Origin of the sequence: Mesorhizobium sp. M8A.F.Ca.ET.181.01.1.1 (genome assembly GCF_004792025.1) — a bacterium.
GTDB lineage: Bacteria > Pseudomonadota > Alphaproteobacteria > Rhizobiales > Rhizobiaceae > Mesorhizobium.
In genome coordinates this window covers 463249-485184 of record NZ_SRTV01000005.1, presented here as the reverse complement: position 1 = coordinate 485184, position 21936 = coordinate 463249, and the positions used below count along the sequence as shown (strand labels likewise).

17 protein-coding genes and 1 tRNA gene are annotated in these 21936 nt (G+C 62.6%); 5 read left to right on the top strand and 13 right to left on the bottom strand.

The window, feature by feature from the left end:
* Window positions 1-105: 105 nt before the first annotated feature.
* The gene (gene xylF / locus EN824_RS20890) at window positions 106-1146 is read right to left on the bottom strand and encodes a D-xylose ABC transporter substrate-binding protein (protein ID WP_127277547.1); all 1041 of its coding nucleotides are present in this window, start codon (window positions 1144-1146) and stop codon (window positions 106-108) included.
* A 264-nt stretch (window positions 1147-1410) separates the two neighbouring features.
* Between xylF and EN824_RS20885 the strand changes: the two genes are divergently transcribed.
* Entirely contained in the window at window positions 1411-2655 is a 1245-nt protein-coding gene (locus tag EN824_RS20885) for an ROK family protein (protein WP_127277549.1), read from the top strand.
* A gap of 253 nt (window positions 2656-2908) precedes the next feature.
* On the opposite strand, the gene phoB is transcribed toward EN824_RS20885, so the two are convergent.
* From phoB to EN824_RS20850, 7 genes are all read right to left on the bottom strand, one after another.
* A complete protein-coding gene (gene phoB / locus EN824_RS20880; RefSeq protein ID WP_010911896.1) occupies window positions 2909-3598 on the bottom strand; it encodes a phosphate regulon transcriptional regulator PhoB in 690 nt (229 codons plus the stop codon).
* 18 nt (window positions 3599-3616) lie between these two features.
* A complete protein-coding gene (phoU, locus tag EN824_RS20875; protein ID WP_127277552.1) occupies window positions 3617-4324 on the bottom strand; it encodes a phosphate signaling complex protein PhoU in 708 nt (235 codons plus the stop codon).
* A gap of 25 nt (window positions 4325-4349) precedes the next feature.
* The gene (gene pstB, locus EN824_RS20870; RefSeq protein WP_127277554.1) at window positions 4350-5153 is read right to left on the bottom strand and encodes a phosphate ABC transporter ATP-binding protein PstB; all 804 of its coding nucleotides are present in this window, start codon (window positions 5151-5153) and stop codon (window positions 4350-4352) included.
* Window positions 5150-6001 (bottom strand): phosphate ABC transporter permease PstA, encoded by an 852-nt coding sequence (pstA, locus tag EN824_RS20865; RefSeq protein WP_127277556.1) that lies wholly within the window; start codon window positions 5999-6001, stop codon window positions 5150-5152. The genes pstB and pstA overlap by 4 nt, the downstream gene beginning before the upstream one ends.
* Before the next feature lie 3 nt (window positions 6002-6004).
* Window positions 6005-6988 carry a phosphate ABC transporter permease subunit PstC gene (pstC, locus tag EN824_RS20860; RefSeq protein WP_127872064.1) on the bottom strand — a complete coding sequence of 328 codons (984 nt, stop codon included), beginning with the start codon at window positions 6986-6988 and terminating at the stop codon, window positions 6005-6007.
* Window positions 6989-7054: 66 nt separating this feature from the next.
* Window positions 7055-8110 carry a phosphate ABC transporter substrate-binding protein PstS gene (pstS, locus tag EN824_RS20855; protein ID WP_127277560.1) on the bottom strand — a complete coding sequence of 352 codons (1056 nt, stop codon included), beginning with the start codon at window positions 8108-8110 and terminating at the stop codon, window positions 7055-7057.
* Window positions 8111-8641: 531 nt separating this feature from the next.
* Entirely contained in the window at window positions 8642-13192 is a 4551-nt protein-coding gene (locus tag EN824_RS20850) for a PAS domain-containing protein (RefSeq protein ID WP_189522202.1), read from the bottom strand.
* Between the two features lie 1157 nt (window positions 13193-14349).
* On the opposite strand from EN824_RS20850, the gene EN824_RS20840 reads away from it, so the two are divergent.
* The 3 genes from EN824_RS20840 to EN824_RS20830 all read left to right on the top strand — a co-directional run bounded on the left by EN824_RS20840 (window position 14350) and on the right by EN824_RS20830 (window position 18550).
* Window positions 14350-17052, top strand: coding sequence for an autotransporter outer membrane beta-barrel domain-containing protein (locus EN824_RS20840; RefSeq protein ID WP_135932641.1), 2703 nt, complete (start codon window positions 14350-14352; stop codon window positions 17050-17052).
* Between the two features lie 31 nt (window positions 17053-17083).
* Window positions 17084-17932: a DUF6065 family protein gene (locus EN824_RS20835; protein ID WP_245464328.1), complete on the top strand. Its 849-nt coding sequence runs from the start codon at window positions 17084-17086 to the stop codon at window positions 17930-17932.
* Window positions 17933-18334: 402 nt separating this feature from the next.
* On the top strand, window positions 18335-18550 hold the full coding sequence (locus EN824_RS20830) for a hypothetical protein (protein WP_127277830.1): 216 nt from the start codon (window positions 18335-18337) through the stop codon (window positions 18548-18550).
* Window positions 18551-18594: 44 nt separating this feature from the next.
* Here the strand turns inward: EN824_RS20830 and EN824_RS20825 are convergent, their stop codons facing one another.
* The 5 genes from EN824_RS20825 to EN824_RS20805 all read right to left on the bottom strand — a co-directional run bounded on the left by EN824_RS20825 (window position 18595) and on the right by EN824_RS20805 (window position 20701).
* On the bottom strand, window positions 18595-18963 hold the full coding sequence (locus EN824_RS20825) for a cell envelope integrity protein TolA (protein ID WP_127277831.1): 369 nt from the start codon (window positions 18961-18963) through the stop codon (window positions 18595-18597).
* Window positions 18964-18978: 15 nt separating this feature from the next.
* The gene (locus EN824_RS20820; RefSeq protein WP_135932640.1) at window positions 18979-19281 is read right to left on the bottom strand and encodes a hypothetical protein; all 303 of its coding nucleotides are present in this window, start codon (window positions 19279-19281) and stop codon (window positions 18979-18981) included.
* A 450-nt stretch (window positions 19282-19731) separates the two neighbouring features.
* A tRNA-Glu gene (locus tag EN824_RS20815) sits at window positions 19732-19806 on the bottom strand.
* 90 nt (window positions 19807-19896) lie between these two features.
* Complete coding sequence (locus EN824_RS20810) at window positions 19897-20304, bottom strand: VOC family protein (protein WP_127277833.1); 408 nt, start codon at window positions 20302-20304, stop codon at window positions 19897-19899.
* Window positions 20305-20317: 13 nt separating this feature from the next.
* A complete protein-coding gene (locus EN824_RS20805) occupies window positions 20318-20701 on the bottom strand; it encodes a fimbrial protein (RefSeq protein WP_127277834.1) in 384 nt (127 codons plus the stop codon).
* A gap of 26 nt (window positions 20702-20727) precedes the next feature.
* Between EN824_RS20805 and EN824_RS20800 the strand changes: the two genes are divergently transcribed.
* Window positions 20728-21783 (top strand): RluA family pseudouridine synthase, encoded by a 1056-nt coding sequence (locus EN824_RS20800; RefSeq protein ID WP_135932639.1) that lies wholly within the window; start codon window positions 20728-20730, stop codon window positions 21781-21783.
* Window positions 21784-21936: the final 153 nt, after the last annotated feature.

Sequence of the window (21936 nt, the reverse complement as noted above, 5' to 3'; positions counted from 1 at the left end):
CGAAGCCAGCCTAGAAGCTATCCGCGTGATGCGGAAACACAAATCTTTTTGAGAAAACGCCGCGGCTTTGGGCCGCGGCGCCTTCATTTCTTCAAGCGGTCAAACTCAGTTGCAGGCCGCAACGCTGCCGGCGGCGACGCCTGCGCAGACTTCGTCCTTCTTGATCCAGCCGGCGTCGATGACGAGGTTGAGATTATCCTTGGTGATGGCGACCGGGGTCAGGAACAGCGACTTGACGGTGTTGCCGCCAGGCGTCGTGAAGTCCTTCACGCCGGCGATGTCGGTCATCTTCTTGCCGTCGGCGAGCTGCGAGGCGATCTCGGCGGCGTTCTTGCCGAGTTCACGCGCGTCCTTCCACACCGACACGGTCTGGGTGCCGAGCGCGATGCGGTTGAGCGCGGCGTGGTCGCCGTCCTGGCCAGAGACCGGCACGGTGCCGGCGAGCCCCTGCGCCGTCAGCGCCGCGACGACGCCGCCGGCGGTGCCGTCATTGGCCGCGACCACCGCGTCGACCTTGTTGTCATTGGCGGTGAGGAACTGCTCCATGTTCTTCTGGGCGTTGGCGGGCAGCCAGCCGTCCGTATAGGCCTCGCCGACATTCTTGATCTTGCCCGAGTCGATGGCTTCCTTCAGCACTTCCATCGAGCCCGAGAACAGGAAGTCGGCATTCGGGTCGGCACCCGAGCCCTTGATGAAGACGTAGTTGCCTTCAGGCTTCACCTTGAACACTTCGCGGGCCTGCATGCGGCCGACTTCCTTGTTGTCGAAGGTCAGGTAGAAGACGTCCTTGTTTTCGATCAGGCGGTCATAGCCGACGACCGGAATGCCCTCGTCGAGCGCTTTCTGCACCGCCGGACCGATGGCCGAGGCATCCTGCGCCAGGATGATCAGCGAATTGGCGCCCTGCGAAATCAGGCTCTCGACATCGGTCAGCTGCTTGCCGGGATTGGACTGCGCATCGGCGGAAATGTACTTGTCGCCCGCGGCCTCGATCGCCTTCTTCATGGCGGCCTCGTCGGTCTTCCAGCGCTCTTCCTGGAAGTTGGACCAGGAAACGCCGATGACCTTGTCCTTCGCCTGCGCGACCGACACCAGTGTCAGCGACATGGCGACACCCGCCAGGATGGCGGCTGTGAATCTCTTCATGATATCCTCCCTGCGCCGCGTATGGCGCGACCAAACTGGCCCGAAGGCCGGCACAAAGGCTCTATTTTTTCGAGCCTCGAAAAAACACTGGTCCATCGCCAGAACACTGTCAACATCGATTCTGATGGATTTTGAGGTGCCAGAAATTTTTTTTCGAGCCTCGCAATAAATAAATGACAGCACCGGCCGCTTCTGCCAGTGTTTGACCCTGTTGCCGGAGGTATTCGAGGGGGATCAAGAACCGCGGCAACCGGGAGGGAAAGCATGTCGGTGGGAATCCGCCACGACGATCTGCGCCGGCGCAACCGCGCAATGGTGATTGCAGCCGTGCGCCGGGATGGTCAGCCCTCGCGCACCGAGATCGCCGCCACCACTGGCCTCAGCCACTCGACCATATCGGCGATATCCGCCGACCTGATCGGCGAAGGTATCCTGACCGAAGGCAAGCCGAACGAGGCCGGCTCGCTCAAACGCGGCCGGCCGCAGGTTGGCCTCGGCCTCAACCCCGAGGCCGCGGCTGTGATGACCGTGGTGCTGTCGCTGAATTTCCTATCCGTCGCCGTCATCGATTATGCCGGCCAGGTGGTCGCCGAGGAGCAGCGCCGGCTGGACACGCTGACCATGTCGCGCGAGGCGCTGATCGGCGAATGCACGGCAATAGTGCGCCGCCGCATCGAGGACCCCGATCTCGATATCCGCAGTGTTGCCCGCATCGCGCTGGCGATCCAGGGCATCACCGACACCAAGGCGCGTGCCATGCTGTGGTCGCCGATCACGCCGCAGACGGACATTGCCTTCGCCGACATACTCGAAGCCGAATTCGGCATCCCCGCCACCATGGAGAACGACTGCAACATGATGGCGGTGGCGTTGCGCTGGCGCGACCCTCAACGCTACCGCGACGACTTCATCGCCATCCTGCTCTCGCACGGCATCGGCATGGGCCTGGTGCTCAAGGGCGAACTGTTCACCGGCACCCATTCATCGGGCGGCGAATTCGGCCACATGATCCATCGCCCGGGCGGCGCGCTCTGCCGTTGCGGGCGGCGCGGCTGCGTCGAGGCCTATGCCGGCAACTATGCCATCTGGCGTAATGCCAGGCAGCTTGGCGAGGACGCCGAACCGGTCGCCGATGTCAGCGACGCGCAGATGCGGACACTCGCCGCGACGGCAAGGGAGAAAGACGGACCGGAGCGCGAAGCCTATCGCAAGGCGGGCGAGGCGCTGGGCTATGGGCTGGGCAGCCTGTTCGCGCTGATCGACCCGGCGCCGGTCGCCATGGTCGGTGTCAGTGCCGCCGCCTTCGATCTGATCGAGCCGGCCTTGCGCGAGGCCATCGCCCAGACCGCCGGCGGCCAGCATTCGGAATCGATTTCCTTCGACACCGAGCCGAACGAACTGCCGCTCATTCGCGAAGGCTGCGCCATGCGCGCCTTGACCTTCGTCGACCAGGAGATTTTCGCGCCGGGCGTGCAGGCGAGAGGCAGTGCTGGGAAGAGCGTGGCCTGAGCGAACGCTCCGGTGAATCACCACCAATGCTGGAGGTTGGCCGAGCGCCCTCAAGGTCGTCATCCCTGGGCGGAGCAGCCGCGAAGCGGCGTCGCGGAGACCCTGGGATCCATGCCGTGACCTCGATCGTAGAGTGCAACGGCGCAGAATTCTGCACTGCGGCGACGCGTCGAGGTCCCGGCATGGATCCTCGGGTCTGCGCCGCGTCGCTTCGCTCCTGGATGACGAAGTCAGGGGCGTAGCCGCCCTCGACCTAGTCTTCCCTGATCGCGTAGCCCGCGCCGCGGATGGTGCGGATGACGTCGGGCATGCGGCCATTGTTGACCGCTTTGCGCAGCCGGCCGACATGTACGTCCACCGTGCGCTCGTCGATATAGATCGTCTCGCCCCAGACATTGTCGAGCAACTGGCTGCGCGAGAACACCCGGCCGGGATGGCGCATCATGAATTCGAGCAGCCGGAACTCGGTCGGTCCGAGCCGGATTTCGCTCTTCTTGCGATAGACCCGGTGCGATTCACGGTCGAGCACGATGTCGCCGACCTTGAGCACGCTGGACAGCACTTCCGGCTTGGCGCGACGCAGCAGCGCCTTGACCCGGGCCATGAATTCCGGCGTCGAGAACGGCTTGACCAGATAGTCGTCGGCGCCGGTCGAAAGGCCACGCACGCGGTCGCTCTCCTCACCGCGCGCCGTGAGCATGATGATCGGCAACCTCTCGGTCTCGGGCCGCATTCGCAGGCGCCGACAGAGTTCGATGCCGGAAACAGCCGGCACCATCCAGTCGAGCACCAGGAGGTCGGGCACATTCTCCTGGAGGCGGATCTCGGCTTCGTCGCCGCGCGTCACCACCTCGACCTGGTAGCCTTCCGATTCCAGATTGTAGCGGAGGAGCACGCCGAGCGGCTCCTCGTCCTCCACCACCATGATGCGTGGCGCGATCATTGGCAGATCATCCTATCGTCAAGCCGCCGGCGCCGACATCGCCGTCTCGTCCTGCTTCGGACGATTGGCGGGCAGTTGCGTTCCGGTCAGCACATAATACGCATTCTCGGCGATGTTGGTCACATGGTCGCCGATGCGCTCGAGATTCTTGGCGCAGAACAAGAGATGCGTGCAAGCCGTGATGTTGCGCGGATCCTCCATCATGTAGGTCAGCAGTTCGCGGAACACCGAGGTGTATTTGACGTCGATGCGTTCGTCGTCATTCCTGAGCTTGGCGAGGGCGGCGGCATCGCCGGCCGCATATTCCTCGACCACGCCCTGCACCTGGATCAGCACCAGCTGCGCCATGGAGTCGATCGAGTGCGACAGGTCGCGCGGCGTCGCGGTGAGGCCGACGGAACCGACACGCTTGGCGATGTTCTTGGCAAGGTCGCCGATGCGCTCGAGGTCGCCCGCCATGCGGATCGAGCCGACGACATGACGCAGATCGTCGGCCATCGGCTGGCGCTTGGCGATCAGGGTGATGGCGCGGTCGTCGAGTTCGCGCTGGCGCGCATCCATGATGGCGTCGTCGGAGACGACGCGCTGTGCCAGCGCGTTGTCGGAATTCAGCAGAGCCTTGGTGGCGCCGCCGACCATCGTGCCGGCGAGATCGCCCATGTCGCTGATCAGCCTGCTGATCTGTCCGAGATCCTCATCGAAGGCTGCGACTGTGTGTTCGGCCATGATCCTCGTCCTCGTATGCGTGATATCAGCCGAAGCGGCCGGTGATGTAGTCCTGCGTGCGCTTCTCACGAGGCGACGTGAAGATCTTCTCGGTCTTGTCGAATTCGACCAGTTCGCCCAGATACATGAACGCCGTCTGGCGCGACACGCGCGCCGCCTGCTGCATGTTGTGGGTGACGATGACGATCGTGTAGTCGGCCTGCAGCTCGTCGATCAGTTCCTCGATCTTGGCGGTCGACAGCGGGTCGAGCGCCGAGGCTGGTTCGTCGAGCAGGATGACTTCCGGCTTCACCGCCACGGTGCGGGCGATGCAAAGACGCTGCTGCTGGCCGCCCGACAGGCTGAGGCCGCTAGCGTTGAGCTTGTCCTTGACCTCGGTCCACAATGCCGCGCGCTTCAGCGCCTGTTCGACACGGCCGTCCATCTCGGACTTGCTGATCTTCTCGTAGAGACGGACGCCGAAAGCGATGTTCTCGTAGATCGACATCGGGAACGGCGTCGGCTTCTGGAACACCATGCCGATCTTGGTGCGCAGGAGATTGAGATCCTGCGAGCGGTCGAGGATGTTCTGGCCGTCGAGCAGCACCTGGCCGTCGGCGCTCTGCTTCGGGTAGAGCTCGTAGATGCGGTTGAAGACGCGCAGCAGCGTCGACTTCCCGCAGCCCGACGGGCCGATGAAGGCGGTGACGCTGCGCTCGGGCAGCGACAGGCTGATATCCTTCAACGCCTTCGACTGGCCGTAGTAGAAGTTGAGGTTCTTGACCTCGATCTTGGCCTTATCCACGGCCACTTCGGGCGTGTTCAACTCGGTGGACAACATCGGTTTCATCTGTCCTCTCTGCGTCCGGTAAGGCTGCGGGCGAAAATGCTCAGGCCGAGAACCGTCAGGGTGATTATGAGTGCGCCGGTCCATGCCAGTTGCTGCCATTCCTCATAGGGGCTGAGAGCGAACTGGAAGATGGTGACAGGCAGGCTGGCCATCGGCGCGTTGAGATTGCTCGACCAGAACTGGTTGTTGAGCGCGGTGAAGAGCAGCGGCGCCGTCTCGCCGGAGATGCGGGCGATGGCGAGCAATATGCCGGTGACGATGCCGGAGAGCGCGGCGCGGTAAGCGACAGATTTGATGACCACCCAGCGCGGCGCGCCGATCGCGGTGCCGGCTTCACGCAGCGCGTTCGGCACCAGGTTGAGCATGTCCTCGGTGGTGCGCACCACGACCGGAATGACCAGGATGGCCAGCGCAACGGCGCCGGCAATGGCGGAGAAATGTCCCATCGGCCGCACCATCAGCTCGTAGACGAACAGGCCGATGATGATCGATGGCGCCGACAACAGGATATCGTTGATGAAGCGCACGATGGTGGTGAGCTTGGAGAAGCGGCCGTATTCGGCCATGTAGGTACCGGCGAGCACGCCGATCGGCGTGCCGACGATCACGGCGATGATCGTCATCACCACGCTGCCGTAGATGGCATTGAGCAGGCCGCCGGCGTCGCCGGGCGGAGGCGTCATTTCGGTGAACACGGCCAGCGAGACGCCGGACAGGCCCTTGTAGAGCAGCGCGCCGAGGATAAGCGCCAGCCAGGCGAGGCCAATGCCGGCGGCGACGACGCACAGCGTCATCATCACGCCATTCCTGCGCTTGCGGCTTTGGTGAAGCGATGCGGCTGTGGACATCGGTCAGGCTCCCGTACGGGCGTCGATGCGCATCAGCATGTAGCGTGCGATGGCAAGGATGAGGAAGGTGATGACGAACAGGATCAGGCCGAGCGCCACCAGCGAGGAGGTGTAGAGATCGCCAACGGCTTCGGTGAATTCGTTGGCGATGGTCGCCGAGATCGTCGTGGCGGGCGCGAACAGCGAAGTCGAGATGCGGTGCGCGTTGCCGATGACGAAAGTGACGGCCATCGTTTCGCCGAGCGCACGGCCAAGGGCGAGCATGACGCCGCCCATGATACCGATCCGGGTATAGGGAATGACCACGCGCCGCGTCACTTCCCAGGTCGTGCAACCGATGCCGTAGGCCGACTCTTTCAGCACCGACGGCACCGTGTCGAACACGTCCTTGGTGATCGAGGTGATGAAAGGCAGGATCATGATGGCGAGGATCATCGCCGAGGTGAGCAGGCCGATACCATAGGGCGGGCCGGCAAACAGATTGTTGAGCCCGGGAACACCATGGAACAGCCAGATGATAAAGGGTTGCACCGTCGTCTGCAGGAACGGTGCCAGCACGAACAGGCCCCAGATGCCGTAGATGATCGAGGGGATGCCGGCGAGCAGTTCGACCGCCATGCCAATCGGGCGCCGCAATGCGCGCGGGCAAAGTTCGGTGAGAAAGATCGCGATGCCAATGCCGAGCGGCACGGCAATCAGGATGGCGATGGCGGATGTGATGATGGTGCCGTAGATGGGCGCCAGCGCACCGAATTTCTCGGTCACCGGGTTCCAGCTTTCCGTGGTCAGAAAGGAGAAGCCGAAGGTCGAGAGCGCTTGCCAGGAACCGGCAAACAACGAGATGGCGACGCCGCCAAGCAGGACCAGAACCAGGATCGCGGCGGCACGGGTCGCCGCATGGAAGATCGTGTCCGTCAGCGCGAAACGTCTGACGATCGCATCGCGCGAGCCCTTGATGGCTGGCAAGGCTTCCTGGACAGCACTCATGTCAAGCTCGACTCTTTGTGTTGAGAAAAAGGAGCGCCGCGCAAAGCGGCGCTCCTTCGGGTGATGTTACTCGCCAGCGTAGACCGGCTTGCCGCCGGCCTGGATGTCGGCCTTCCACGAAGCCTTGATCAGGTCGACGACGCTGTCGGGGATCGACACGTAGTCGAGCGCCTTGGCGGTTTCCTTGCCGTCCTTATAGGCCCAGGCAAAGAACTTCAGCGCTTCGCCGGTGGCGGCGGCATCGTCCGGAGCCTTGTGGATCAGCACCCAGGTCGAGGCGGCGATCGGCCAGGTGGCGTCGCCGGGCTCGTTGGTGATGATGACGTTGAAGTTCTTGGCAGTCTTGAAGTCGGCATTCGAAGCGGCGGCGCCGAAGGACTCGAGCGACGGCTCGACGACCTTGCCGGCTGCATTCAGCATCTTGGAGTAGGACAGCTTGTTCTGCTTGGCATAGGCATATTCGACGTAGCCGATGCCGCCGTCGGTCTGCTTGACGGTGTTGGCAACGCCTTCGCTGCCCTTGGCGCCGACGCCGGTCGGCCATTCGACAGCCGTGTCCGAACCAACCTTGTCCTTCCAGTCGGGCGAGAGCTTCACGAGGTAGTCGGTGAAGTTGAAGGTGGTGCCCGAGCCGTCCGAACGATGCACGACGGCGATCGCGGTCGACGGCAGGGTGAGCGAGGGGTTCAGCGCCTTGATCGCGGCGTCATCCCAGGTGGTGATGGCGCCGAGATAGATCTGGGCCAGCGTCTTGCCGTCGAGGACGAGTTCGCCCGGCTTGATGCCCGTGAGGTTGACGATCGGCACGATGCCGCCCATCACCATCGGGAACTGCACGAGGCCGTTCTTTTCCAGATCGGCGTCGGACATCGGCTTGTCGGTGGCGCCGAAGGTCACGGTCTTGGCGATGACCTGCTTGATGCCGCCGCCCGAGCCGATCGACTGATAGTTGAGGCCGATGCCGGTGTCCTTCTTGTAGGTGTCGGCCCATTTGGCGAACACCGGATAGATGAAGGTCGAGCCGGCGCCGGAAAGGTCAGCTGCCATTGCTGCGGAAAGGGTGAGGGTGGACGCCGCAGCCATTGCAATCGCAACGGCCGCCGAGCGGATGAAATGTCTCATGTGGCCTGCTCCTGTTCGGAAGATGGTCTCTCGGCGCCATTTCCTCCGGCGCCCGCTGAGGCCAATAGCCTTCGATTATAACAGTCGCATGACAGTTTCGTGTCAGCCCGGTAACGCGTCGCCCGCACCGGGAAAGGCGCTGATGCCCGGCGCTCGCGGCCCGGTCCGGGTTTACCGCCGGAATCAGGGGCTTGAGCCGTCCGGCGGCTGGAATCACCCAGGATTCGACCGAGCTTTCCCACGTGAATAAAATCCGGACGGGAGCGCGTTGCTCGCAGCCAGAGCGTGTCATGGCCGGGCCATCGCCAAAAACAGGTCCGTTGGGGTAGGTGACGCTGTTTCTTGCAGGCGGTCGCTGCTCCCGCCCGTAACCGAGAAGAGCGGAATTCGATTTTGCTATTGTTCCGGCTGGAGGCAGCCTTTGATATGGCGCGATCGCACCATAGTCACTGCACGCAGGGGTAGCGGCAAATCCCCTGCTGATTCCCTTGATTTGCCTCGCCGGATCCTGAAATCCGGGCGACGGGGGTGCTATCCCGCGTTGCGGTGGACCTGACGGCCGGCGCCAACCCAGCGCTCGACCTTCTCAAGCAAGGCCCTGGGGCTGATCGGCTTGGGCAGATAGTCGTCCATGCCCGCCTCCAGGCAGCGTTCGCGGTCGCCCTTGAGCGCATGCGCGGTGACGCCGACGATCGGCACATGCGTGCCGGTTTCCTGCTCCAGCAGGCGGATCGCGGCCGTCGCTTCGAGACCGCTCATCTCCGGCATCGAGACATCCATCAGGATCATGCACGGGTTGAGCGTGCCGAAAGCGTCGAGCGCCTTGCGGCCATTGCCGACGATCTCGAAACCATATCCGGTCTCGCCGAGGATCTGGGTGAAGACCATCTGGTTCACCTCATTGTCCTCGGCCACGAGGATATCCAGCCTGTGCCCGCCGACCGTGGCAGGCGGCCTGGGACGAACCGGTGGCGGCTGCAGCTGCGCGCGCTGCTCGGCTACCGCCAGAGACGACCGCAGGGCAACCTCGAGCACCTCGCCCGCTGGCGGCTGAACGGCGTGGCCGCTGGTGGTGTGGCGATGGCGCTGGATGGTCGCGACCAGCGTCTCCAGGAGCGCCGAGGAGCGTGCCGGCTTGATCAATTGCGCGTCGATGCCAAGATCGCGGTAGCTGGTGTTGGCAAGCGACTGGTCGACCGAGGTCAGCATGATGATCGGCGTGTCCGCGAGGCCCTCGGTATTGCGCACGATGCGCGCCATTTCGGCGCCGGTCATCTCGGGCATCTGGTAGTCGAGCACCACGCAGTCGACCGCCACGCCATAAGCTGCCGCGGCGATCAGCACCTTGAGGCCTTCGGCGCCGCTTTCGGCAGCGCAGGAATCGAACGTCCAGGAGGTCATCTGCTCGGTCAGGATGGCGCGGTTGACGGCATTGTCGTCGACGATCAGCACGCGTGCGCCGGTCACGTCCACCGGCGTGATGCGCTGCCCGTTCTGCTGCCCGGCCCCGGGCAGCGTCACCGTGAACCAGAATGTCGATCCCTTGCCCTCGGCGCTCTCGACGCCGATGTCGCCGCCCATCAGGTCGACCAGCCGCGAGGTGATGGCAAGGCCAAGGCCGGTGCCTTCGTGGCGCCTCGTCGACGACGTGTCGACCTGGCTGAATTTCTCGAACACCAGTTTCAGCTTTTCCTCGGGGATGCCGATGCCGGTGTCGGTGACCGAGATCGTCAGCCTGGTTCCCGTCGGAACCCGTTCTCCGGTCACGTCGACCAGCACATGGCCTTCATCGGTGAACTTCACCGCGTTGCCGAGCAGGTTGGTGACGATTTGCCGGATGCGGCCGACATCGCCGATGAACAGCCTTTCGAGCCGCGGCTCGATACGCACGATGAGCTCGAGGTCCTTTTCCTTGGCCCGCGTCGACACCAGCGTCGCCACGTCCTCGATCGCCTCGGCGAGATTGAAGGGCGCCGGATCGAGCACCAGCTGGCCGGCATCGATCTTGGAGAAATCCAGGATGTCGTTGATGATGGTCAGGAGCGCGTTGCCCGATTTGACGATGATGTCGGTGAAGGTCTTCTGCTTCAGATCGAGATTGGATTTGGCCAGGAGTTCAGCCATGCCCAGCACGCCATTCATCGGCGTGCGGATTTCGTGGCTCATATTGGCGAGGAATTCCGACTTGGCGCGGTCGGCGAGCACGGCGCGCTGGCGTGCCTCGCTGAGCTCCGCTTCGCGTTGCTTGAGCTCCGTAATGTCGGTGGTGGAACCGATCAGGTAGAGCGAACCGTCGGAGGCGATCATTGCGCCCTTGCGGGCAAACTGATGCCTGACGCTGCCGTCGGGAAGGCGAACCGTCTCCTCGATCTCCTGGGTCTCGCCGGTACGCAGCACGGCGAGATCGCTGGCCACGAAGGCCTCGCCATCCGGCCCGAATATCTCGACGTCGGTCTTGCCGATCGCCTCCTGCTTGCTGAAGCCGGTGAGGTCGCACCAGCCCTTGTTGACATAGAATTGCCGGAGGTCGGAGCGCTTGGCGTAGATCGACACCGGTACGTTGTCGATCAGGCTGCGGAACACCTCGTTCTCGCGCATGCTCTCTTCCAGGGCTTGCTCGCGTGCCTTGACGTCGGTGATATCGGTGCTGGAGCCCACCAGATGCACCGATCCGTCGGTGGCCACCAGGCGGCTCTTGCGCGTCATCAACTGCCGCACCCTACCGTCACGATGGGTAACGGGCTCCTCGACTTCGCGCACATTGCCGTTCGTCACGACATCGGCGTCGTCCTGGCTGAAGCCCTCCGCTTCCTCGCCGCTGAACAGCTGGCGGTCGGTCCGGCCGATGACATCGTCCTTGGTGAGGCCGGTGAGCGCGCACCAGGCCTTGTTGACGAATTCGATGCTCAGGTCCTGCGCCTTGATGAAGGCGGCCACCGGCAACTCGTCCATGACGTGGCGGAAGAGATCGATCTGGCGCATCGAGTCACGGAGCGCGGCCTCGCGGCTCTTCAGGTCGGTGATGTCGACGCGCACGCCGATGAACGTGCCGTCGCCGGTGCGCATGTCATAGACCTGGTACCAGCGTCCATCCGCATTGAGGCGCTCATAAGAAGAATTGGGCAGCCGGTAACGCGCCAGGATGCCGTCGAGCCAGCGTTCGGAATCGACTTCGTACAGGCTGTCGATCCCAGGATCGCCGCTCGAACGGAAATAACCGACCGAATGGCCGAACTCCAGCGCTTCGCGGAAGGTGCGGCCGGGGTGCCAGAAGGGTTTCAACGCCGGCAGCGTATCCTGCAGCCTGTGGTTGGCGAAGACGAACTTGTCGTCCCGGTCGTAGATGATAACGCCGGCCGGCAGTGATTCCAGCACGTTGGCGAGATGCTTGCGCGCATCTTCGGCTTCGGTCTCGCGCCGCTTCATGTCGGAAATGTCGAAGAGAAAGCCGGCGACATAGTCGCGGCCGCTGGCCACGCGGACGCGATTCTTCCTGACGATGCGCGAACGGCCGGCGCCGCCGGCCTCGAAGCTTTCTTCCACTTCGTATTGCTGTCCGCTGGCCAGCACCTCGCGTTCGCTGCTTTCGAACAGCGCGACCTGGTCCGGCCCGAGGAAATCGCCTCCCGGCCTGCCAAGCATGGCTTGCGGCGCCTGCTTGAACAGCGCCGCGAAGGCCTCGTTGACGAAGACGAAGCGCAGATTGTCGTCCTTGACGAAGATCGGATCCTTGACGCCGTTGATCACCGCTTCCGCCAGCCGCGCCTTTTCCAGCGCTTCGGCGAGTTCGGCCTCGCGATCCTTCATGTCGGTGACATCGACATAGGAAATGAACCGCTTGCCGCCGGCCAGCGGCGCCATCGACGAGATCAGCGTCCGGCCGTCATTGCGCGGGAACTGCCGCGATCCGGCTATGCCGGCCCTGATTTCAGCCTCGCGCTCGGCCACATGCCGCTGCCATGTCGCGTCGTCCGAACCATACGGGTCGATGTCGCGGCTCGCGTCCATCAGCTCGCGGAAGCTGCAGCCGGTCTCGGCGCGCCGGGCGTCGATCTGCCAGAAATCGTAAAAGGCGCGGTTGATGACCTCGGCACGCATGTCGGCGTCGAGGACGAGAACACCGATCGGCATCTGATCGACCATGGTGCGCAGATTGGCGAAAGTCTCGGCGATCTTGGCGTTGGCATTCTCGATCTCGGCGTCACTCCGCTTGACCTCGGTGACCTCATAGTAGGTCAACAGGCGTTTGCCTCCCGACAGAGCCGTGACGGAGAACATCATGGTCCGCCCGTCGGCGTGGGCAAACTCCCGAGGCGCAACGGTACCGGCCCTGATCTCCTCGACGCGGGTGGCGAGGTAGCGCTGCCATTGCTTCTCGTCGATGTCGCCATAGATGCCGTTGCGGCGGTTGAGTTCCATCAACAGACTGAAAGGCGCGCCGACGGTCACGGTCCCATCCGGAATCCTGGAGAGATCGCGATAGGCCTTGTTGACGATCAGTGTGTCGAGCCTGGCGTCCAGAAGCACGACGCCCATATGCATGGCGTCCATCGTCCGCTCGAGATCGGCAAGATGCTGGACAGGCTCGCCGCCAACCGGCGGTTCCATGCCCTCGAAGGCGCTGGCCAGCGCGGTGACGTTGCGGCCCATGCCGCGATAGCCGGCAAATTTTCCGTCGCCGTCGAAACGCGGGAAGCCTGAAGTCAGCACCCAGCGGCAGTCGGGGCGGCCGCCCTTCAGTTCGTAGACGAAGTCGCGGAACGGCCGGTGCGCCTGCAAATCCTCCAGATGGCCTGCCGCGCTGCGGTTGCCCTTCAGGACCTGATTGAGAAAATCGAAGCGGAACCGGCCGAGCACGTCAGCCGGATCGATACCCGTCGCCGCCTGGTAGCCTTGTGAAAGCCAGGAAAAGCGCAGTTCCGCATCGGTTTCCCAAATCCAGTCCGAGCCCGCTTCGACGAGTTGGCGCAGCACGTCGGCGCCATCCATGTCGACGCCGGATGATCCGTCGCCGCCATGCGCGGCGGCCTTGCCGGGGTCGCGCTTGCCGCGCGCGCCGATTGCTTCGTCCACTTCCGCCATGCTGTCCCCACCCCGAAAATCAAGGCCGAACCCTCCCTCCGCGGTTCGTCGGCGGAATGTGCCGCAGAAGCATTAACGATCCGCTAACCTTAACGGCGCAACCGGCCTGTTCCTGCTGCGTTATTCCGTCCGGTTGTGGCGTGGAGCAAGGCCGCGCTATAAGCATGCGCAGGGGTGGTGCTAATGTATGGACGGATAGGGCCTTTCTTGCTGGGCGTGGCGCTGCTTTTCGGCGGCGGCTGCTCGCGCAGCTATGACGGCACGGTCATTATCCCACGACCGCTCGACGCCAGGCGGATCTGGGACCGGCCGCCGCCCAATATCGACTACCAGCCTCAGGTCGGCACTGGCGCCTTTCCGGGACCGCCCCAGCAACCCGGGCGGGTTTCCGACCGCAGAGCCAAGCCTGCCGTGCACAGGCGGTATCAGACCAAGGTATCACCGCCGCCTCCGCAGTCATCGGACTCCGAAAAACAATTGGCATGCAGGAACGTGAGCGCACCCGGCCAAAGGGTTCGCATGGTCTGCGACTAGTGCATGTCGCCCAAAAGTGACCTCGTTTTGGGAAGACGACATGCATAAAAACAAAGATCTGGCGCAAATCGTCCTGCCAATAGGCCACGCCACGCCGGAAGCGGTGCACCCGGTCAATCAGGGCAGCCGCCCACGGCTTCTGGATTTGTAGGATCCTTTCAAATGATGGCAGGGGCGATTCAAATGATGGCAGGGGCGATCGCAACGCGAAAGCGGCCACATCGCGTCCCGATTAAGGTCATTCCAATTCGCCCGACCCAAAATCCGCGCCGCCGGAGATGCCACCCCGCACCGCAACTAACAGCGATTGTTGCGCTTTAAGTCTCGCGGCCTGAGCTAAATCATGGACTCAGGAGCATTGCGAACCCCGTCGGCAAAGCTGGATGTCTGGCCACCAGGCAGTTCCGGCGCGATAAAATGCGAGGAAGATTAACGTGGTCTCTCGGGCGGCAGTGCTTCGTCGTAATCTTTGCTTGATCTGAGATCATATACGACCAGAGGCCAATGTTGCACATATGACACGTCAATTCCAGTAATCATTCTCGACAATTTCATGAGATTGACAATCCTGACGATGCAAACCAACGTCTGTACCGGGGTGCGCGGCTGTTATGGATTGACCTATGGCTGAGCGGTTTCGCACGTCCAGAATTGCCTATTTGAAAGCCGTTCGAACTCATCCCGCCGAGCGCATGAACGCGGCCAACGGATCCGAGAGGACCTCGGCCCGATTTCCCGATCAGCGCGCAGCCAAGCGAGGTTGCCGAAACCCTCTGACGGTTCGCAACATGCTTCTTCAGTCTGTTGCGTCCGCCTCGCTTCTTTGCCTGAGCGATCTGCGGGCTTTTGCCGCCTGCGTGGAAGCGCCTCCCGGTACCCTGATTATTGAATGCAGGGGGCAAATCAATAGCGGCTTCACGTCCGCGGGGTTGTCGGTCACGGTCAATGCCGATTCCACGGCGGTTTTCAACGCTCCCGTCACGATTGAGGGACCGGGCACAAGCACGTTCAACAATCTAGGCACGGCCAACGCCGATGTGATCGCTATAGGCAACACCAGTTTCACCTTGAACAACGCAGGCGTGCTGGACAATGCCGTTCGCGCGACCGACAACGGCACCTTCCAGCTAAACAACCATGGCCTGATCGACGGGGGCGTCTTTCTTGCGGGGTCGGGTGTCAACAACATCATCAACTTTGCCGACGGTCAGGTTCAGAACGGCGTCACCAGCACGGGCAATTCCAACGATGCCGTGATCAACCTAGGGTTCTTCGCCGGCTCGATCAGCCTCGGCGCCGGAGATGATGTACTGGATCTGGCCGCGGGAGATGTTCAGACTTCCGTCGACATGGGCTCGGGTAACGACAACTTCAGGTGGATCGTCGGCAATGTCGCAGCGACCGTGCAGATGGGCGATGGCGATGACACTGCCCTTTTTGTCCGTCTCACGCAAAACAACCTGACCGCCGGCAAGATCATCGACGGCGGCTTGGGGACCGACACGCTTACCTGGGACCATACCACCAACGACCAGGGTGCTCAGCAGGGCGACCAACCCACGAATATTGTCAACTGGGAAGACTTCAGGCTCACCAACCGGTCGCAGCTGAGGTTCATCTTTACGACGGGCGTTCTGACGCTCGGCGACACGCAAACAGGAACTGGGACGCTCTCTATCGATTCCACCAGTTCGGTCCTGGCGGGCAATTCGTTCGGTTATGGGGTCGTGCCGTTCGATTCGTCGCAGCTGGTCACGGTGAACAATGCCGGGGCCATCGACCTAACGAATGATTCGCCGGCGCCCGGCACCGGAACCTCCCTGCATGACACGTTCACGATCCACGGCAACTACGTCGGCCAGGATGGTCGTCTTTTGCTCAACACCTTCCTTGGCACCGACAATTCTCCCTCCGATCGGCTTGTTATCGAGAATGGCGCGGGGCGTGGCTCGACCAGCATTCTTGTGACGAATGTTGACGGGCCTGGCGCCCTGACGACCGGCAACGGCATCCAGGTTGTCGATGCGACCAACGGCGCCACCACCACTGCCGGCGCGTTTGCGCTCGGCGGCCCCGTCGCCGCCGGTGTATTCGAATACAATCTGTTTCGCGGCGGCGTGACGCCATCAGCGGCCACGGATAACGACTGGTTCCTGCGCAACACAGTGTCGCCGCCACCGCCGCCACCACCGCCACCACCGCCACCGCCGCCACCGCCGCCGCCGCCACCGCCGCCACCGCCGCCGCCACCGCCGCCGCCACCACCGCCGCCACCACCGCCGCCGCCACCACCACCACCGCCGATCCCGAACGTTCGTCCGGAGGTTCCGGGGCATGTGATCGCGCCGCTCGTTGCACAGCGAATGGGGCTGATGACGCTCGGCACTTTCCATCAAAGACGCGGCGACCAGTCGCTTCTGATCGGTGATGGCGCCTTGATATATTCAGCCCCCGACTCGCAGGGCTCGGACATGCCGGCGGATGGCAGCCCGCCGCCCGCCGTTTGGGGCCGCGTGTTCGGTGCTCAAAGCGATCTTGGCGCCGACGCAACGCTCAGCATCGCCGACTTCAAAATTGGACCGGAATTCAACGGCAATTATTGGGGCCTGCAGATTGGCAGCGATATCGCAGGCGTCGAACACGACAACGGCCATGTCGACCGTTTCGGGTTGTTCTACACGCATGCCGAAGCGTCCGGCGACATCAGCGGCAACGTGCTGGGCGGCCTGGAGTTGCCCGCCGGAAGTCTCGATCTGACCGAAAACAGCATCGCCGGTTACTGGACCCACACAGCACCTAGCGGCTGGTATGTCGATGTCGTGGCCAAGTACGCCTGGCTTGACGGCACCTCCGAATCGAATCGCGGAATCGGCAGCGATGTTCAGGGCAACAGCTTCGCCGCCTCGGCCGAGACGGGCCTGCCCTACATGTTTGCCCAAGACTGGGCGATTGAGCCGCAAGCGCAGCTGATATGGCAGCGCATCCACTTCGATGACAGCCGGGATCCATTCTCCGCCATCGGCCACGACCCGTTCGACGCAATGACCGGGCGAATCGGGGCACGCCTGGAACACAGCATGGGAAAGGTGCTGGCACATGCCGGCATCAACCTTTGGCACGGCTTTTCGGCGGAGTCGGTCGTTACCTTCAACACCACCCCGCTTGTGCTTGACACCAGCGGAACCTGGCTCGAGCTGAATGGTGGCGCGGCCTTCGACGTCAGTAATAACGTTTCAGCATTCGGCGACGTCAGCTATTCGTTCGATATCGACAGCACCCATCAGCAGACGTTCGGCGGCCAGATCGGACTGAAGGTGAGATGGTAACGTGCCGATGTGAGTACCTGGGCCGCGCCTCGTGGCGAGCGCGACCTTGCACCAGGCTGGTGCGTCCCAGGCGATGGCGAATCCTGTTGCCATCGAGGGCGGTCAAGAGCGAAACTCGTTCAGGCAACAACAGAGCCTCCATCTCATGAATCAGCTTATCGCCTACGTCGCCGAGGGACATGAGTTGCGCATCCGGCCTGCACCGCCCGAACGGGACTGGATGGACAATACCGACGAGCGGTTTGCCTACCGATGCCTGCCGCTGAACATAGCCAATGCTCATGGCTGGGAAATTTTGTGCGCGACTGCCTTTTCGGCCATCTGGGACGGCCGCGGCAGCGTCGACGCTATCCGAATAAAGCCAAAACCTGGAACTGTTCCACCAGCGGTCACCCATTTTGGCAACGGAACGCTCACATTCCACGTCCCTTGTCTTTTCCGGACGGACCCTGGAACCAATCTGTTCGTGACCGGCCCGCTCAATCGTCCGAAAGACGGCATCGCGGCACTGTCGGGGATCATCGAGACTGATTGGTCACCCTACACTTTCACCATGAACTGGAAGTTCACGCGCCCGAACCAGAGGGTACATTTTGAAACCGGCGAACCTTTTTGCCATTTGTTCCCGCTCGCGCGTGGCGGTCTCGACAGCGTGACGCCGGAGCTACGCAACCTTGCTGAAAATCCGGAGCTCCAAGGCGAGTTCAAGCATTGGTCGGAAAGCCGGGACAACTTCAACGCCGCGCTGGCCGATCCGGCATCAAGACCTGCCCAGGACAAATGGCAGAAATCATATTTCCGCGGTGTATACCCATCGGGGGCCCCCTGTCCGGAGGGGCACCAAAGCAGACTGCGCTTGCGACCATTCGCAACGAAATGATCGCGTGCGTCGACGGTTCGATGATTTGCGGAGCAACGACCGAGCAGTTGGTCCACCCAAAGTAAATCGAACCCTGTTCCCGCGCGCCCACCAGCTTTGGGACGACGACGGGCATGTCATCTGGAATGAAAGCACGTTGCGGTAACCGGTGATTTGAAATCGGACCTGTCGTCCGGATCGATATCCGCCTAAAGGCTGACCGCGTCGTCGGGCTGACGGCCGGCACACTCACGGATCAGGACGCCGGGGAAGTGATCCCCAGCAACTCAAGACCAGCATCTCGGCCTCCAACCGGGGGCATTGAGCGATCCCTCTAGCCGATGCGATCAATCAGGCGTTACCGGTGGCTGGCCTTGAAACCTTTGCCCGTGCTGCTGCGTTGAAGGGCGAAGGAGAACGCAGATGTCGATCCACTTCACGGTATCGGAACTGACAAGAAACCTTTTTCACTCTCTCGGGCTGGATCACGACCGTGCCCCACGGCCGCTCAATGCCGAGCAAAACCTGTTGCTGGAGTGCTATCTCGCAGGGCAGATTCCGGAATCGGCCTGGTGCGACTATGTCTTCGAGACACCGGACCTGGCACGGCATGCCGAACTGCGGCGCCTGAGCCATTGATCTGCCGGCTGGGGAAAAAGGCTCGGCAGCAATTGTCTTGAGAGCTATTTCTTGGGTGAAACGAATTGCAACGTGAAGACGTTGCCGCCAATGCCTTGCGCCAGATCAGGTGAAAAATTCAGCGGCGTGCAATTCTTGACCGCGGCGACGGCCGCATCAATGAACGACTTGCGCGCCTTCTCGTCCCCGGCCACCTTGGCCGCGGTTGGCCGCGGCGGACCGATCAGAGTGCCGTCGCGCTTGAAACTGAAGCTCAGGGTTACAGTCGAATTCCCGGCATCGGCGGGCGGCGTCCAGCATGACTGGATCGCGGCTCCGACATCGTCCATGTTGTTGAGTGTTGCGGCATTCGACGGACAGACGATCCCTGTCGACATCACACCCGCAATGACCAGTTCGGCAACACCCTTCATCGCAAGCCCTCATCGTCACGACCAGCCGGCAATCCGCACGGGACCGGCGGGATCGATGGTAGAGCCAACACCGGCAATGGCAATATCCCTTGCCAAAAAGTTGTTCGGACAGAGCATGGCCAATGTGAGCCAATAGCCGAAAACAAAAAGGCCGGCACTGAGCCGACCTTTCCTTTTCACCTCGGCAGTTGCGCCAGTACATCCGTGGTCGCGGGCCGAAAGCGAATTGACTCCAATAGACAGGCTATTGGTAAACCAAACCTTAACGCGCCTGTCGTCCCACGCGCCCAGTCGGGAATCGCTGAGCCGCGAAGCCATCCTCTTGCGGCAGGACGGCCTATGCGACCGCCCTGAATTCGGCTTCTGGCACCGTCCCGAGACCCGCGCACTGCGCGCACACCATGGTCTTTCCGGGACAACCACTTTGATGCGTCCCTTGCGGGCAGCAATGCCCTTTTGACGCACGCCATCTGGAGCAATCGAAAACCTTGCCGCCGCCATGGCAGTGCGTGCATATCATCGTCACGGAAGTCATTCCAAACTCTACCCGACCCGAAATCCGCGTTGCCGCGAAAGCTACCCCGCCCCGCAAGTATCAGAGATCGCAGCGCTTTCAAGCGCCGCGGCCTGACTTAAATTGGGTGGATCCGGGCACACGACGTCCCCGGCTCTCGCGGCATTTGCGCGCTCTTTCGAGGCATGCTGAGCCCATGCCGGTACTGGCCGGTGTTGTTGGATTGTCTGGAGATCAACGACCGCGCCGTTGCTTGGTACGCCCAAGGGGAATCGAACCCCTGTTCCCGCCGTGAGAGGGCGGTGTCCTGACCGCTAGACGATGGGCGCGCTCAAGAAGGGGCGATATAGGCTGGCGGCTGGCAAAAAGCAACTGGGGTTCGGCGGCTTTGCGGCAGCGGACGAAAAACAGCCCGCAAGCTAGCGTTTCGGCTGGATCAGATCCCACAGATTGCCGTGGAGATCGGCGAAAACCGCCACCGTTCCATAGGGCTCAAAACGGGGCGCTTCGCGGAATTCGATGCCCTTCTCCAACATCGCGGCATGATCGCCGGCAAAATCGACGGTTTCGAGGAAGAGAAAAACCCGGCCGCCGGTCTGGTTGCCGATGCTTTTCCTCTGCGCCTCGTCGGATGCCTCGGCAAGCAGCAGCCTGGCGCCCTGCCCGTTTGCCGGCGCGACGATCACCCAGCGTTTGCCGTCGCCGAGATCGACGTCCTCGAGCAGCAGAAAGCCCAGCCGGCCGACATACCAGGCGATCGCTTCGTCATAGTCTGCGACAACCAGCGCCACGGTCGCGACACGGCGATGTTCGGAGTATCCGGCCACCGTCTTTGCCTGCCTATTTGTTGCGGATTGCAAAACGGCCGATCAGGCGGCGCTCTGCTATATCATAGACGAAGATCGCACGGCTCCCGTCCGCGAGTTCTGCATCGATCGAAAGACGATCGCCCGACAGCGACTGACTGACCACCTTGGCGCCCACCGGCAGGACGATATCGGCGCTGGCCGGCTCGCCCGCCGGCGTCTGGACGTCGCCGGACAGCGCCGGGTTGGCCGGCGGCGCCTTGCGTGATTTGTAGACAATCGCCGCGATCACCACCATAAGAGCCAGAAAGAGCAGGCCGAGATTGATGGCCATGAAGCGGATGAGCTTGCCGCGCAGCTTGTCGACCTCGGGGTCAAGCGGCTTTTCCTGTTCTTCATCGGCATCGGGCCGGGCCATGGCAAATATTCCGGAATGGTTTTTCGATGAGCGCTCATAGCGAAGAGGCCCCCGAATTGATAGAGGACCTGTTGATGGGGGCCGCGCCCACCTTGCTGGTCGCCGGCGCGGATGCGGCCGGCCAACGCCTGGACCAGTGGCTGGCGGCGGCCCTCGGCCCGGACATGTCACGCAGTCGCGTGCAGATGCTGATCAGGCAAGGCGCCGTCGTCATCGACGGCAAGCCGGTCGACGAAACCAGGCGCAAGATGAGCGCAGGCGAAAATGTTTCGGTGGCCATGCCGGAACCGGAACCGGCGCAGCCACAGGGCGAGAACATCGCGCTCGACGTGCTCTACGAGGACGACGAATTGATCGTCATCAACAAGCCTGCGGGGCTGGTCGTGCACCCCGGCGCCGGCAACTGGACCGGCACGCTGGTCAATGCGCTGATCCACCATTGCGGCGACAGCCTGTCTGGCATTGGCGGGGTACGCCGGCCGGGCATCGTCCATCGCCTCGACAAGGAGACCAGCGGCGTCATGGTGGTCGCCAAGACCGACCGTGCCCACAAGGCGCTGTCGGAGGCCTTCGCCGACCACGGCCTGACGGGCGACCTCGAACGCGCCTACCTGGCTCTGGTCTGGGGCATACCCCAGAGGCCGACTGGAACGATCGACGCGCCGCTTGGCCGCGCCGCCGACCGAGTGCGCCGCGCTGTCGTGCCGGAAGGCCGCGACGACGCGCGCCACGCCGTCACCCGCTTTGCCGTGCAGGAGCGTTTCGGCGATGACCAGCGGGAATTCGCCACCGCAAGCCTCGTCGAATGTCGGTTGGAAACCGGCCGCACCCATCAGATCCGCGTTCACATGGCCCATATCGGCCACCCCGTTATCGGCGACCCCGATTACGGCCTGGCGTTCCGTACCAAGGCCAACCGACTGCCGGAGCCCCTGAAAAGTCAGGTCAAGGCATTTTCCCGGCAAGCTTTGCATGCCTGGCTCCTTGCATTTCGGCATCCCACTACCCATCTAACGATGAGGTTCGAGGCGCCGATACCGGGGGACATGGAGGAACTCGTCGGCAACTTTCGCAAACTCTGAACCTGCCTCAAAAAACCTGAGTGGCATTGTTCACTTCAACGTGACACACTGTTTCGTGTTGAACAAATGCCTGTCTTTTCTGGTTTTGTTCCTGTATAAGTTCTGATGTCGCGGGCGAGCCTTTTGGTGCTCGCGTCACATGCCCGCCGCGTT

Excerpts from the sequence above, each read along its gene's own strand:
- EN824_RS20830 (WP_127277830.1), top strand. The coding sequence starts at position 18,335 with ATGTCGATCCACTTCACGGTATCGGAACTGACAAGAAACCTTTTTCAC.
- phoB (WP_010911896.1), bottom strand. The coding sequence starts at position 3,598 with ATGATCGCGCCACGCATCATGGTGGTGGAGGACGAGGAGCCGCTCGGC.
- EN824_RS20885 (WP_127277549.1), top strand. The coding sequence starts at position 1,411 with ATGTCGGTGGGAATCCGCCACGACGATCTGCGCCGGCGCAACCGCGCA.
- EN824_RS20820 (WP_135932640.1), bottom strand. The coding sequence starts at position 19,281 with ATGGCTTCGCGGCTCAGCGATTCCCGACTGGGCGCGTGGGACGACAGG.
- pstB (WP_127277554.1), bottom strand. The coding sequence starts at position 5,153 with ATGAAACCGATGTTGTCCACCGAGTTGAACACGCCCGAAGTGGCCGTG.
- pstS (WP_127277560.1), bottom strand. The coding sequence starts at position 8,110 with ATGAGACATTTCATCCGCTCGGCGGCCGTTGCGATTGCAATGGCTGCG.
- EN824_RS20805 (WP_127277834.1), bottom strand. The coding sequence starts at position 20,701 with ATGGCCCGGCCCGATGCCGATGAAGAACAGGAAAAGCCGCTTGACCCC.
- pstC (WP_127872064.1), bottom strand. The coding sequence starts at position 6,988 with ATGAGTGCTGTCCAGGAAGCCTTGCCAGCCATCAAGGGCTCGCGCGAT.
- EN824_RS20850 (WP_189522202.1), bottom strand. The coding sequence starts at position 13,192 with ATGGCGGAAGTGGACGAAGCAATCGGCGCGCGCGGCAAGCGCGACCCC.
- EN824_RS20800 (WP_135932639.1), top strand. The coding sequence starts at position 20,728 with ATGAGCGCTCATAGCGAAGAGGCCCCCGAATTGATAGAGGACCTGTTG.
- xylF (WP_127277547.1), bottom strand. The coding sequence starts at position 1,146 with ATGAAGAGATTCACAGCCGCCATCCTGGCGGGTGTCGCCATGTCGCTG.
- EN824_RS20825 (WP_127277831.1), bottom strand. The coding sequence starts at position 18,963 with ATGAAGGGTGTTGCCGAACTGGTCATTGCGGGTGTGATGTCGACAGGG.
- phoU (WP_127277552.1), bottom strand. The coding sequence starts at position 4,324 with ATGGCCGAACACACAGTCGCAGCCTTCGATGAGGATCTCGGACAGATC.
- EN824_RS20840 (WP_135932641.1), top strand. The coding sequence starts at position 14,350 with ATGGCTGAGCGGTTTCGCACGTCCAGAATTGCCTATTTGAAAGCCGTT.
- pstA (WP_127277556.1), bottom strand. The coding sequence starts at position 6,001 with ATGTCCACAGCCGCATCGCTTCACCAAAGCCGCAAGCGCAGGAATGGC.